A 12,282-nucleotide genomic window follows, 5' to 3' on the forward strand; every position below is an offset into this window, starting at 1 on the left:
CTTTTTTGAGGTATTTTAATTACCTCACAGCCTTGATCAGGAACAGGCAAATCATTGTTTGCTACATATAGAGTAGCTAAGCTTTTAAAAATGCCACACTCTACCTGATAAAAAGTGAGGCGCAACAAATTATTTTTCTAAGGAGCACAGATTATGTCAAAACAAACTACACCGATCACAACAGAGATGCTACTTGAAAAAGCGAATAAAATCATATGTGAACATGAAGATTATTTACAAGGTATGCGTGCTGATTCAGTTGAACAGAAAGGTAATGTCCTCGTATTTAAAGGCGAATTTTTTTTAGATAAACAAGGTTTGCCTACAGCAAAAAGCACCGCAGCATTCAATATGTTTAAGCACTTAGCTCATGTGTTATCTGATAAATACCATTTAGAATAAGTCATCTTTGTGATTATTTTTATTTATTTCCTAAAGTAAATTCATTTACTCTTTATCGATAGCAAAAAAGAGAATTTACTTGCCAGTTATTGCCTTAATCTAGATGCCAATAACTGGCATAATTAAACAAAATAAAAGAATAAAAACTCACTTTTATCCTAAGGTGAAATTATCTGTCACATTTTAATTCACGATTATACTTGCCTATCAATACAATCAGTAATATCAATTATTTCTTTGATTGTCAGTGATATTTTCACTGGTTTTTTTTGCTTTATCGGAATGAAAATTAGAATATTTATTCGGTAAGTTTAAGGATCATGTTTAGTAAGGAAGAAGGAAGGATGATATCAGCGATAACTTGTATCACTGATATCATGTATTACATCTTTATTTGGCTTATAGAAGTGGTTTTTTACTTCTTTGTACCCAACGCATCATCAATTTATCGATGCTTTCCATTGCACCACTTGTAACGCGCTCAACCATTTTCTTCTTGGTAACATATTGGACAGAGAGAACTTCAAAGTCATTAATATGATTGATCAACCAATCATCACTCACTCCAACCTCATCAATTAAGCCTCTATTTAACGCTTCAGAGCCGTACCAATATTCTCCAGTTGCAACACTATCGATATCAAGTTGTGGGCGGTATTTATGCACAAATGATTTAAACAATAAATGTGTTTCATTTAAATCTTGCTTAAATTTCTCACGGCCTTCTTCGGTATTTTCGCCTAACAAGGTCAATGTACGCTTATATTCGCCAGCAGTATGTAACTCAACATCAATATCATTTTTCTTAAGTAAGCGGTGAATGTTAGGGATCTGAGCGACAACACCAATCGAACCAATAATCGCAAATGGCGCAGCAACAATTTTATCTGCCACACATGCCATCATATATCCCCCACTAGCCGCCACTTTATCGACAACGGCGGTCAGTTTAATCCCTTTTTCTTTTAGGCGAGTTAATTGAGCTGCGGCTAATCCATATCCGTGAACCATGCCACCAGGACTTTCTAAACGCAGTAACACTTCATCATTTGCTTGTGCAACAGAAAGAATGGCACTAATTTCTTCGCGTAATGCACCCACTTCGTGTGCATCCATACTACCGTTAAAATCAAGCACATATAAACAAGGTTTTACAACGCCTTTTTTCCCTTCTTTTGCATTGTTTTTACTCTGTTTATTCTCTTTTTTCTGCTGCTTTTTAAACGCTTTATACCAGACTTTTAATTCAGCATCGTCCATTTTTGCTTGTTGCATAACACGCTGTTTTTCTTCGTAAGCTTCAGCAAGATCTGTCACTCTTAACGTCCCTTTACGATTTTGTTTTTTATTTCCAATCACAACGAAAAACAACACGATAGCGATAATCGCCACAACAACAGTGGCAATCTCTGCTAAAAACAGTCCATATTGTAAAATATACTCCACAAAGACCTCTTTTTAAGGTTAATAACACTGACTAAAACCAATATGCCTAGTTTAACGAAATTCTGCTTTAGCGCCAGCAACAAAGGCATGATTATGTTTAATACCATAAAGAAAACAGCCATAAATTGTAAACAAAAAATCTGGCAAAACTGGTCGGTAGACAAATAAGACGTTACACTTTATTTACTTTTTACTAGACAGGATATCAATATGTTGCAATATCAACCCGATCATAGCGTGCTAAAAGATAAAATTATTCTAGTAACAGGTGCTGGTGATGGTATAGGAAAAGAAGCCGCACTAACTTATGCGCAATATGGCGCAACACTTATCTTATTAGGACGTACTCTATCAAAACTTGAAGATGTTCAAGAAGATATCATCACATCAGGTGGTCAACAACCCATGTTATATCCACTTGATCTACTTACAGCAACAGAGAACGACTTTCAACAGTTTGCTGACACACTCGTTAAACGTTTTCCCCATCTTGATGGTGTATTACAAAATGCGGGCTTATTAGGCGTTATCGAGCCTATTATTAATCAACCAAGTAACCTTTGGCATGACGTGATGCAAGTCAACGTCAATGCAACTTTTATGCTCACGAAAGCACTATTACCATTGATGCTCAAGGCACCTCATGCAAGCCTCATTCTCACTACATCCAGCGTTGGTCGCCAAGGACGCTATGGCTGGGGGGCTTATTCTGTTTCTAAATTCGCTACAGAAGGCTTTATGCAGGTACTTAATGAAGAATATAACGAAAGTACCTTGCGTATTAACTGCATTAATCCTGGTGGTACTCGTACTGCAATGCGAGCAAATGCCTTCCCTGATGAGAACCCACAAAAACTAAAAACACCTAAAGATTTGATGCCGTTATATCTCTATTTAATGAGTGATGACAGTATTGATGTGAAAGGACAATCTTTAGATGCACAACCTGGTCGTAAAGCCGGTCCCGCTGAATAACGTAATTTAAGTTTGAGGTAGCAAAATGAATAATGCACAACACCAAAAGCGCCAACAACGTTTAAAAGAGAAAGTCGATACTAGAATTGAGCAAGCTCAACGAGAACAAGGTATCTTGATGATCTTTACAGGTAATGGTAAAGGCAAAACGACGGCAGCGATGGGTACAGCGACACGCGCAGTGGGTCATCAAAAAAAGGTCGGTGTTGTGCAATTTATTAAAGGAACATGGGAAAACGGTGAACGTAATTTATTAGAACAGTTTGGTGTACCTTTCTATGTGATGGAAACAGGATTTACTTGGGAAACTCAAGATAAAAGTACAGATACAGTAGCTTGTTTAAATACTTGGCAATATGCACTCAAACTACTTAATGACCCAGAATACGATCTAGTTATTCTCGATGAAATTACCTATATGATTACCTTTAACTATTTGCCATTAGATGAAGTTATTTCAGCGATTAGCTCTCGCCCTGCCCATCAAAATGTCATTATTACTGGAAGAGGCTGCCATAGAAAATTAATCGAGTTAGCAGATACAGTGACAGAAATGCGTCCTATTAAACACGCTTTTGATAGTGGGATAAAAGCACAAAAAGGCATAGATTGGTAACCACTATGTAAAGAACTCGAATATTAAATAAGAATGGGCTCCCCTAAAATACCAGCACCAAATATACGCCCATTTCTTTTAATAAAATCTAAATACATCTCTCTATCAACAAAAATATGACTTCTTATTTGTTGATCATAAAGTATTGCCATCTTCATGATATGCTTATGATACTCACTATAAAATAATTTTCTTTCTGCAGGATCTCTTGAAGTTAAATATTTTTTAACTACTTCATGAATGCTTATCGCTTCTTTCATCAACTTTTCATCATTGAAGCTAAAGTTATCATCTAACGGAGATAAACTATCTGTTCGTGTATTATTTTTATCGATCCAATTAAAATTATCTTCTGTTATATATTGAGTTAATAAATCATGCTCAGAATAAAATTTAATTCCATAGGGAAATTTAATGATATATTGATAAAAATCATCTTTTGTAAAACATTTGGTTAATGCACTTACTTTTTCATTACCTTCCCAATCAGATAAATAAGTAGGTAGTGGTTCATCGATTGGAATATCACAACTAAAAATATTATTATCAATAAAGAGAGAGTCAGAACTATTAATCGCTCCTCTTAAAAGAATACCATTAACCCATACAGTACGTTCATCTATACGGATTTCCTCAGATGGAGGATATTCTTGTTTAAATAACGTGGTGAAACTATAATAGATATCTCTATTGGGATTAATTATTCCTCCTCGGTTTCCAGGATAAACCATAAATATACTTTGTTTACCTTGACTATCAATAAGTATATGTTCGCCATTATTAAGTTTAATTTTTTTTACTTCGCCTTTCCCCATCACAAATTTAGTATTATCAATTTTAAACTCTAAAGGTTCCAATTGATTATTGTTGATGTAGAAAACACCATTTTGTTTTTCTCTTATAGCAGGATAATCACACCCCGTGACTAAAGAGGCTATATATAACACAGCAATTAAATGAAAATAACGATACATATTATTTTGAATACCTTATCGTTAAATATAAAGTTATTAATAAATACGCCCTAATAGTGTCATCATAAATAGATTTATAAAAAAAAGAAAGTAGTCAAAAAAATAATCGCCCTATTAAAATAGAGCGATTATTTTCAAAATGATATTTTAATTTAAAATAATAAATAATTATTCGCTAATTACTTTTTATTTCCTGCTGATTGACGACGACTTGATGCTCTTTTAGCAGGCGATGTTGAAGTGCGTGTTGAAATTTTAGTATGACGCTTAACTGCACGACGGATCTGATTTGCTTTGATGCGACGCTGATCTTTTTCCACTGCAACTTTTGTTACTGTTTCGTCGTTTAACTCAACTAACTGACGTAAATAGTTGATTTGAGCTAACCCTAATTCAACCCAGCCACCGCGCGGTAAACCTTTTGGTAAATCAATATCACCATAACGAACACGAATAAGACGGCTAACTTGTACACCAACAGCTTCCCACATACGACGCACTTCACGGTTACGCCCTTCAGTCAGTGAAACATTGTACCATTGGTTAATCCCTTCACCACCACGGTAAGAAACAGAACGGAATGAAGCAGGACCATCTTCTAATTGTACACCTCGCGTTAATTGACGAATTTTCGCATCATCGATTTCACCAAAAACACGAACTGCGTATTCACGCTCAACTTCGCGGCTAGGATGCATTAAACGGTTAGCCAATTCACCATCTGTGGTAAATAACAGTAATCCACTGGTGTTTACATCAAGACGACCAACAGCAATCCAGCGAGCACTGTTAAGACGAGGAAGACGTTGGAAAACAGTTGGACGACCTTGCGGATCACTGCGAGTACACAGCTCCCCCTCAGGTTTATAATAAGCAAGCACACGACAGACATCTTTTTGTGCTTCACGAATATTTAGAATACGACCATCTAAGCGGATTTTTGCTGTAGAGGTGACATCAATACGATCACCTAATTTTGCTTTTGTACCATCAATGCTGATACGTCCTTCTTGAAGATAACCTTCAATCTCACGACGAGAGCCGTGACCAGAACGAGCAAGGATTTTTTGTAACTTTTCAGTACGTTGCGATTTATCGCTCATGAAACAACCTCATTTGTCGCCTTCACAGGCGTCATACAATAGAATTAATTTTTAAAAATCAATTAAGTAAAAAATAACCCATGTTTATTAACATAAGAAATAAACACAGGTTTATTGATTCAATAGTGAACAATATTGACGATTTTTCACATCAATATTGTGATAAATAGTGTCGATAAAACGATGTTGGTAAAAATCTTAACGACAATTAGTCGTTTGTCTGCAGATCGAGTTATTGTATTTTGCGTTTAAAATACGCGTTGATATAACCGATTTCAAAAATAAGCACCATGATTTTTATCGCAATGTATAAATTTAACACAAGCGATACATCCCTTCACCTTTTATCTCTTTATCTTGTGATAAATTTCTTCACTATCGAGTCATTTGCTTCTAATCTCGTTTAATCAACTCAATAATTTACTGAAATGGCGTAATATCACCCGTACCTTCACGCACGATGACAGGGGTGTCTTCTGTTAAATCAATTACCGTTGTCGGTTTTTGCCCTAAATAACCACCATGGATAACCAAATCAACTTGTTTGCTTAATAAATCTTCGATTTCTTCCGGATCAGATTCAGCAAAATCATTGCCTGGTAAAATCAAGCTTGTTGACATTAATGGCTCACCAATATTTTCTAACAATGCCAATGCAATAGGGTTAGAAGGAACACGCAAGCCTATAGTTTTACGCTTATCATTCATCAAACGCTTTGGTACATCTTTAGTCGCTTTTAAGATAAAAGTGTAATTACCTGGCGTGTTATTTTTTATTAAACGAAATACCACATTATCAACATAAGCGTAATTGGCGATTTCTGATAAATCACGGCACATCAGTGTAAAATTGTGTTTTTTATCTAATTGGCGAATACGACAAATTCGCGTCATTGCATCTTTATTTTCTAAACAACAGCCAATAGCATAACCAGAGTCTGTTGGATAAATCACCACTCCACCTTTGCGTAAAATATCAGCACTTTGTTCAATTAAACGAGCCTGCGGATTATCAGGGTGAATATAAAAAAGTTGGCTCATACATCCCTCAACGAATTTCTGATGTTACTCCTGCCATAGCGACCAAACTGGTTCAACGCCACTGGGTAACCATAAATTACGCCCCAACTCTATCCACGAGCAAGGACGATGAAAATCAGAACCTAACGAAGCTTTTAGCTCATAAGATTGAGCTAATGCCGCGTGTTGTTCTCGTTCTTGTGGTGGTTGTTGGCATTGTGCCACTTCGATTGCATCACCACCTTGTTGTTTAAAATAAAGTGTTAATCGTTTTAACCATTTAGAAGATAGACCATATCGACCCGGATGTGCTAATACTGCAACACCACCAGCAGCATGAATTGCTGTGACCGCGTCACCTATTGAGCACCATTGCGGAGGTACATAGCCTGTTTTTCCTTTCGCTAAATAACGTTTAAATACTTTATTAACTGAAGCAACATGTCCGTCATTCACTAAAAATCGGGCAAAGTGTCCTCTTGTTACTTGCCCACCATGCGCTAGCGCTTTAGCGCCTTCAAAAGCATTGGCAATACCTGCTTTTTCTAATCGCTCACCTATCATTATCGCACGTGTTTCACGACATTGGCTTTGTGATGAAAGGAGCGATTTCATCGCGTTATGGTCAATATCAATATTTAATCCAACAATATGGATTTCTATATTCTCCCACAAAGTCGATATTTCGACACCTGATATCAGAGTAAGAGGCAGATTTTTTTCTGCAATATAATGCTTAGCCGGTGCAATTGCCGCTGTTGTATCGTGATCCGTAATCGCTAAAACATTAATTTGACGCTCTATCGCTCTATCAACCAATTCTTCTGGTGAAAGCTCGCCATCTGACGCGGTAGTGTGGCTGTGTAAATCATAAATCACTCTCAAATCAGATAGCCCTTCAGTCATCACGTCTCCCTTTTCACCTTAACTAGATAATAAATTTTAAAGAGTATGCCATAAAGTACTTGACGAACCTAACACAATCCAGTTTACTAGTACGTAACACGAGCTAGTTCACTTTTCATTTATTCGTCGTTAGCTGTAAGGAGATCTTATGAATATCAATCAACATGTTATCGTTCTTTGGTGGCGCAACACTCTTTTATGGGCGGTTTGATCTCCGGCTTAACGTCAGTGATATCTAAAACCCGCCTACGCGGGTTTTTTTATGCTTTAAAAACAGCAAATAAAGAAAATAATATAGAGCGATAACAATGAATACATCACTTGCATTCTCATTTAATACCAAGGCAACGCCACTGCCTTATCACAGAGAACCCGCTTTGCTTTTCAATACATTATGTGAAAATCAACATTACACATTATTGTTAGAATCCGCACAAATCGACACTAAAGCGAACTTAAAAAGCTTATTAATTGTTGATAGTGCATTACGCATCAGTGCAGTAAAAAATCAAGTCACTATTGATGCATTAAGCGTTAATGGACAAGCGTTATTGCCTGCATTAAAAATCGCACTAAAAGAAAAAGCTAATTTGACGTCAGAAAACGACAAACAGTGTGTCTTTACTTTTGCAACGCCTTCACAAGAGACCGATGAAGAAAGCAAATTAAAATCTGCTAGCGTATTTGATGCGTTACGCTTCTTTCTTGTTAATAAAGATACTAAAGATGCAAACTTTATCTTTGTTGGTGGCTTATTTGCGTATGACTTAGTCTGCGGATTTGAATCTATTCCTGAATTAGAAAGTGATTTTTCTTGCCCTGATTATTGCTTTTATTTAGCCGAACAATTAATCGTGATCGACCATCAAAATGAAGATAGTCAATTGGTTTCCATTGCATTTACCGATGATAAAACAGAATGCCAACGTCTCACTTTACGACAAACTGAGTTAATTTCGCTGGCTAAACAACCGTTAAAACACCCTATTCGCCACGCTTTAACAGCAGAAGGATCAACAATACACACCAATATGGATGATAAAGGCTATGGTGATATCGTTGAGGCAATGAAAACCTATATTCGTCGTGGTGATATTTTCCAAGTCGTGCCATCTCGTCGCTTTCAAGTAGCTTGCCCTTCACCACTTGCTGCATATCAAGTGTTGAAACAGAAAAACCCAAGCCCGTATCTGTTTTATATGCAAGATGCGCTATTCACTGTTTTTGGTGCATCACCAGAAAGCGCACTGAAATATCAAACCAGTGATCGACAAATTGAAATTTACCCTATTGCGGGAACTCGTCCTAGAGGGCGCAATGCCGATGGTTCAATTAATGCAGATTTAGACAGCCGTATTGAGCTAGAAATGCGTACTGACACCAAAGAACTTTCAGAGCATTTAATGTTAGTTGATTTGGCGCGTAATGACTTAGCACGCATTTGCCAAGCAGGTAGCCGTTATGTCGCGGAGTTAACAAAAGTTGACCGTTATGCTTTTGTGATGCACTTAGTCTCTAGAGTAGTTGGAAAATTACGTGATGACTTAGACATTTTTCATGCTTATCAAGCTTGTATGAATATGGGAACGTTATCGGGAGCGCCTAAAGTCAGTGCTATGCAATTAATTGCTCGTTATGAAAAAACGAAACGTGGCAGCTATGGTGGAGCCATTGGTTATTTTACTGGTGCCGGTGATTTTGATACTTGCATAGTTATTCGCTCTGCTTATGTTGAAAATAATATTGCCACAATTCAAGTCGGAGCCGGAATTGTGCTCGACTCAGATCCCAAAATGGAAGCGGAAGAAACCCGCAATAAATCACAAGCTGTAATCAACGCTATTTTACAAGCGCATACGGATACACAACAGCAGGAGGCTTGTTAATGGCGACTATCTTACTGCTCGATAACATTGACTCATTTACTTATAACCTTGTTGATCAATTACGTAGCTTTGGTAATAACGTGGTGATTTATCGCAATAGCGTCACAGCTGATTTTATTGAACAGAAGTTGCGCGAACTCGATAACCCTATTTTACTGTTATCTCCGGGGCCTGGTGCACCTTCACAAGCGGGCTGTATGCCTGAGCTGTTAAAACGCGTATTAGGTACATTACCTGTTGTTGGCATCTGTTTAGGCCATCAAGCCATCATTGAAGCTTACGGTGGCAAAGTTTCTTCATGTGGAGAGATCTTACACGGTAAAGCGACATTAGCTGAACACGATAACAGTGAAATGTTTGTGGATCTACCTAACCCTTTACCCGTTGCTCGTTATCATTCACTTTCAGGAGAACAAGTTCCAGAACAACTTATTATTAATGCTTGGTGCGATAACACTGTTATGGCGGTGCGTCACCGTCAACATAAAACATGTGGTTTCCAGTTTCACCCAGAATCAATTTTAACCACCAAAGGCGCACAACTTTTAGAACAAACAATCGCATGGGCATTAACTCCTAAAGGAGACGCATAAAATGGAAACTATCTTCAACAAATTATTTAGCGCTCAACAGTTAACATTAGAAGAAAGCCAAACCCTGTTTAGCGCGATTATCCGTGGTGAATTAACAGAATCACAATTAGCCGCTGTATTAATTAGCATGAAAATGCGTGGTGAACATCCACAAGAAATCGCCGGTGCTGTACGAGCATTACTTGAAAATGCACTGCCATTTCCTCGTCCTGATTACACTTTTTGCGATATTGTTGGCACAGGTGGCGACGGCGCGAACAGCATCAATATCTCAACTGCTAGCGCATTCGTAGCGGCAGAAGTCGGCATTAAAGTTGCCAAACACGGTAACCGTAGCGTATCTAGTCGCTCAGGCTCATCAGACTTACTCGCTGCTTTTGGTATTCCATTAGATAGAAGTGCAGATGATGCACGTCAATTATTAGATGAAGTGGGACTTTGCTTTTTATTCGCACCGCAGTATCACAGTGGTTTTCGTTTTGCTGCTCCTGTGCGCCAACAACTAAAAACACGCACCTTATTTAACGTATTAGGTCCTTTGATTAATCCAGCACGCCCACCATTAGCATTAATTGGTGTTTATAGCCCTGAGTTATTAATGCCTATTGCAGACACACTAAAAGTATTGGGTTATGAACGCGCCGCCGTGGTACACAGTGGCGGTATGGATGAAGTGTCGTTACATGCACCGACTCAAGTCGCTGAATTACGTAATGGTGAAATTACGCGTTATGAACTCACACCAAGTGATTTTGGTCTTCGTCCTTGTTCAATGGCCGATTTAGAAGGTGGTACACCTGAAGTTAACCGTCAATTATTGGCGAATTTACTGCAAGGCGAAGGAAAAAGAGCACATACCGAATCTGTCGCAGCAAATGTCGCTTTATTAATGCGTTTACATGGGCAAGAAGATTTAAAAATAAATACTGAAGTTGCTATGCACACCATTTATAGCGGTAAAGCAATAAATCGTGTTACCGCATTAGCCGCGAGAGGATAAAAACATGACTGTATTAAACGCCATTGTAAAAGATAAAGCAGAATATTTGATCGCACGTAAAGCAAGCCAACCGTTATCAGAATTTGTGCAGCAAATAGTGCCTTCAACGCGCTCGTTTTATCAGGCATTAACTCAACCTAATACGGTTTTTATTTTAGAATGTAAAAAAGCATCGCCCTCAAAAGGATTAATTCGTGCTGATTTTGATCCCGCTACAATTGCAAAAATTTATCAGCCTTATGCTGCAGCAATTTCGGTATTAACCGATGAAAAATATTTTCAAGGAAGCTTTGATTATTTACGTCAAGTCAGCCAAGCCGTACATCAGCCCGTTTTGTGCAAAGATTTTATTATTGATGAATACCAAATCTATTTAGCACGTTTTTATCAAGCAGATGCCATTTTATTAATGCTTTCTGTCTTAGATGATGAACAATATCGCGCGCTATCAACAGTTGCTCATCAATTAAATATGGGTGTGTTGACCGAAGTCAGCACAGAAGAAGAGCGTCAACGAGCAATTAAGCTTAATGCCAAAGTTATTGGTATTAATAATCGCGACTTGCGAGATCTCTCTATTGATTTAGTTCGTACCCAACAGTTAAGCCAAGGATTACCTAAAGATGCAATCGTGATCAGTGAATCAGGTATTCATACCCACCAGCAAGTTCAAGAGTTAAGCCAATATGCTAATGGTTTTTTAGTGGGTAGTGCCTTAATGTCACAAGAAAATATTGACCAAGCAGTAAGAGCACTCGTTTTGGGAAAGCATAAAGTGTGCGGGTTAACTCGTACACAAGATGTAAAAGCGGTTTATCAAGCCGGTGCTTACTATGCAGGATTGATTTTCGCAGAAAAATCCCCACGTAAAGTGACATTGTCACAAGCTCAAGAGCTGATAACACAAGCCCCCTTAGCGTTTGTCGGTGTTTTTCAAAACCAACCTATTGAACTTATTTGTGACTATGCAGAAAAACTTAATTTATCTGCCATTCAATTACATGGACAAGAAGATGCTCAGTTTATTGAGCAACTTAGACAAAAAATTCAACCTAGCTGTGAGATTTGGCAAGCCATAAATATGGCAATTCACAGTGATATTCTCCCCGTTTCACACGTTAATAAATATGTACTTGATAACGGCACAGGCGGTACAGGAACAACATTTAATTGGCAAAAAATTCCAAACACAATACGTGAAAAAGCATTACTTGCAGGTGGTCTTAACAGTGAAAACTGTTTAGATGCAGTTAAAACAGGCTGTATCGGGCTTGATTTTAACTCTGGAGTAGAATCGGCTCCGGGCATAAAAGATGCGCAACGTCTGAACCAAGTCTTTGCACAATTATAGCAAAACTAAA

Annotated in this window: 10 protein-coding genes and 1 pseudogene; 6 read left to right on the forward strand and 5 right to left on the reverse strand. The window is 37.8% G+C overall.

The window, feature by feature from the left end; all coding sequences use genetic code 11:
* Positions 1 to 153: 153 nt before the first annotated feature.
* A complete protein-coding gene (locus GWI59_RS01370; RefSeq protein WP_006536960.1) occupies positions 154 to 402 on the forward strand; it encodes a YciN family protein in 249 nt (82 codons plus the stop codon).
* A 399-nt stretch (positions 403 to 801) separates the two neighbouring features.
* Here GWI59_RS01370 and sohB read toward each other — a convergent pair whose 3' ends face one another.
* Positions 802 to 1,848 carry a protease SohB gene (gene sohB, locus GWI59_RS01375; RefSeq protein ID WP_072062507.1) on the reverse strand — a complete coding sequence of 349 codons (1,047 nt, stop codon included), beginning with the start codon at positions 1,846 to 1,848 and terminating at the stop codon, positions 802 to 804.
* A gap of 213 nt (positions 1,849 to 2,061) precedes the next feature.
* Here sohB and GWI59_RS01380 point away from each other — a divergent pair, with 213 nt between their 5' ends.
* Together GWI59_RS01380 and cobO are read left to right on the forward strand one after the other, a co-directional pair.
* Complete coding sequence (locus GWI59_RS01380) at positions 2,062 to 2,823, forward strand: YciK family oxidoreductase (protein ID WP_174704118.1); 762 nt, start codon at positions 2,062 to 2,064, stop codon at positions 2,821 to 2,823.
* Between the two features lie 25 nt (positions 2,824 to 2,848).
* Positions 2,849 to 3,439 carry a cob(I)yrinic acid a,c-diamide adenosyltransferase gene (gene cobO / locus GWI59_RS01385; protein WP_006536964.1) on the forward strand — a complete coding sequence of 197 codons (591 nt, stop codon included), beginning with the start codon at positions 2,849 to 2,851 and terminating at the stop codon, positions 3,437 to 3,439.
* Positions 3,440 to 3,462: 23 nt separating this feature from the next.
* On the opposite strand, the gene GWI59_RS01390 is transcribed toward cobO, so the two are convergent.
* The 4 genes from GWI59_RS01390 to rnm all read right to left on the reverse strand — a co-directional run bounded on the left by GWI59_RS01390 (position 3,463) and on the right by rnm (position 7,442).
* Positions 3,463 to 4,413 carry a hypothetical protein gene (locus GWI59_RS01390; RefSeq protein ID WP_109847584.1) on the reverse strand — a complete coding sequence of 317 codons (951 nt, stop codon included), beginning with the start codon at positions 4,411 to 4,413 and terminating at the stop codon, positions 3,463 to 3,465.
* A gap of 179 nt (positions 4,414 to 4,592) precedes the next feature.
* Positions 4,593 to 5,516 (reverse strand): 23S rRNA pseudouridine(2605) synthase RluB, encoded by a 924-nt coding sequence (gene rluB, locus GWI59_RS01395; protein ID WP_072062509.1) that lies wholly within the window; start codon positions 5,514 to 5,516, stop codon positions 4,593 to 4,595.
* Between the two features lie 420 nt (positions 5,517 to 5,936).
* A complete protein-coding gene (locus tag GWI59_RS01400) occupies positions 5,937 to 6,557 on the reverse strand; it encodes an L-threonylcarbamoyladenylate synthase (RefSeq protein ID WP_072062510.1) in 621 nt (206 codons plus the stop codon).
* A gap of 24 nt (positions 6,558 to 6,581) precedes the next feature.
* On the reverse strand, positions 6,582 to 7,442 hold the full coding sequence (rnm, locus tag GWI59_RS01405; protein ID WP_161669296.1) for an RNase RNM: 861 nt from the start codon (positions 7,440 to 7,442) through the stop codon (positions 6,582 to 6,584).
* A gap of 308 nt (positions 7,443 to 7,750) precedes the next feature.
* Here rnm and GWI59_RS01410 point away from each other — a divergent pair, with 308 nt between their 5' ends.
* From GWI59_RS01410 to trpCF, 3 genes and pseudogenes are all read left to right on the forward strand, one after another.
* Positions 7,751 to 9,328, forward strand: coding sequence for an anthranilate synthase component 1 (locus GWI59_RS01410; protein WP_109847586.1), 1,578 nt, complete (start codon positions 7,751 to 7,753; stop codon positions 9,326 to 9,328).
* A pseudogene (gene trpD, locus GWI59_RS17635) lies at positions 9,328 to 10,921 on the forward strand (bifunctional anthranilate synthase glutamate amidotransferase component TrpG/anthranilate phosphoribosyltransferase TrpD). The gene GWI59_RS01410 and the pseudogene trpD overlap by 1 nt, the downstream one beginning before the upstream one ends.
* 4 nt (positions 10,922 to 10,925) lie before the next feature.
* On the forward strand, positions 10,926 to 12,272 hold the full coding sequence (gene trpCF, locus GWI59_RS01425; RefSeq protein WP_006536975.1) for a bifunctional indole-3-glycerol-phosphate synthase TrpC/phosphoribosylanthranilate isomerase TrpF: 1,347 nt from the start codon (positions 10,926 to 10,928) through the stop codon (positions 12,270 to 12,272).
* Positions 12,273 to 12,282: the final 10 nt, after the last annotated feature.

The sequence above is a fragment of the Proteus sp. G2673 genome, assembly GCF_009915125.1.
In the GTDB taxonomy this organism is placed as follows: Bacteria; Pseudomonadota; Gammaproteobacteria; order Enterobacterales; family Enterobacteriaceae; genus Proteus; species Proteus penneri.

Excerpts from the sequence above, each read along its gene's own strand:
- GWI59_RS01400 (WP_072062510.1), bottom strand. The coding sequence starts at position 6,557 with ATGAGCCAACTTTTTTATATTCACCCTGATAATCCGCAGGCTCGTTTA.
- rnm (WP_161669296.1), bottom strand. The coding sequence starts at position 7,442 with ATGACTGAAGGGCTATCTGATTTGAGAGTGATTTATGATTTACACAGC.
- GWI59_RS01410 (WP_109847586.1), top strand. The coding sequence starts at position 7,751 with ATGAATACATCACTTGCATTCTCATTTAATACCAAGGCAACGCCACTG.
- GWI59_RS01370 (WP_006536960.1), top strand. The coding sequence starts at position 154 with ATGTCAAAACAAACTACACCGATCACAACAGAGATGCTACTTGAAAAA.
- trpCF (WP_006536975.1), top strand. The coding sequence starts at position 10,926 with ATGACTGTATTAAACGCCATTGTAAAAGATAAAGCAGAATATTTGATC.
- cobO (WP_006536964.1), top strand. The coding sequence starts at position 2,849 with ATGAATAATGCACAACACCAAAAGCGCCAACAACGTTTAAAAGAGAAA.
- rluB (WP_072062509.1), bottom strand. The coding sequence starts at position 5,516 with ATGAGCGATAAATCGCAACGTACTGAAAAGTTACAAAAAATCCTTGCT.
- GWI59_RS01390 (WP_109847584.1), bottom strand. The coding sequence starts at position 4,413 with ATGTATCGTTATTTTCATTTAATTGCTGTGTTATATATAGCCTCTTTA.